1 protein-coding gene is annotated in these 1,100 nt (G+C 55.5%); it reads left to right on the top strand.

What is annotated here, in order from left to right; genetic code table 11:
* Window positions 1–56: 56 nt before the first annotated feature.
* Complete coding sequence (locus RYH74_RS26270; RefSeq protein WP_237140963.1) at window positions 57–1,010, top strand: IS110 family transposase; 954 nt, start codon at window positions 57–59, stop codon at window positions 1,008–1,010.
* Window positions 1,011–1,100 lie beyond the last annotated feature (90 nt).

The following is a 1,100-nucleotide window of genomic DNA, read 5'->3' as shown; positions in this document are numbered from 1 at the left end:
TCACAAGCGTGGGCCAAGCCAAAGTCCTCTCACTGTGTTGAGTTTAGGAGGTTTTGATGATGGCTTCCTTCTTGGGTATCGATGTTTCCAGTCTCTCCCTTGATGCTGCGGTGCGGCCACAGGGCATCAAAATGCATTTAAGCAATGATCCAACAGGGTTTGAGGCGCTACTGGAGAGCCTTCGCAAGCTCAGTATCAAGCGCGTCCTGTTAGAGGCGACGGGTGGCTACGAGCGAGATGTCATGCGTTTTCTACAGGACGCTGGCTACAAGGTCATACGCGTCAATCCCAGGCGAGCCAGGTCATTCGCTGACTCTTTAGGCATCAAGGCCAAGACTGACGCCATCGACGCCGAGGTTCTGGCGCACTATGCCGAAGTCATTCCAGATCAACCCTCTCTGCGAGTCAGCCCCGAACGAGCGCTTCTGCGAGAGTTGCTTCAGCAACGTGATCGGATGGTTCAACAGCGAGATGACGACCTGCGGCGCCTGAAGCAGGTGCAATCGACTGCAGTTGCTAACTACCTGAATGCCAACCTGAAACACTTCAAGGCGCAGATCAAACGGGTTGAGTGTGAGATCGAACAGCAAATCGCGATGCTGAACGACGAACGGGTTGCCCAGCTGATCAAAGTGAAAGGCATTGGGATGGTGACAGCGGGCAAACTAATAGCGCTGCTGCCGGAGCTAGGTCGGGTTGAATCCAGAGAAATTGCCTCCCTGGTTGGGGTGGCGCCCTTCAACCACGACAGCGGGAAATTCATGGGCAAGCGCTCTATCTCTGGCGGGCGATTTGCGGTCAGGCGATCGCTGTACATGGCATGCCTTGTGGCGATGAAATACAACCCAGCACTCAAGGCTCGTTATCAGTCACTGCGGGAGCGCGGAAAACTTCCCAAAGTCGCTATCGTAGCCTGCATGAGAACGTTCATCGTGCGGTTAAATGCCATGCTCAGAACGGGTACATCATGGCTCGATCTAGTGCTACCGCAGCCTGAAAGTACAACGTAAATCCAGAACGCAGCGTGAGCCGCCTGGAAGCGGGCTTGCCCGCGAAGCCAACACCGTGGTGGATGGCACGGGCTTCGCCCGTGTTCGCGG

The organism is Pseudomonas sp. LSJ-87 (assembly GCF_032971465.1).
Classification (GTDB): domain Bacteria; phylum Pseudomonadota; class Gammaproteobacteria; order Pseudomonadales; family Pseudomonadaceae; genus Aquipseudomonas; species Aquipseudomonas putida_Z.
Note: the sequence above shows the minus strand (reverse complement) of the source record. Positions and strands in the feature narration are given on the sequence as shown.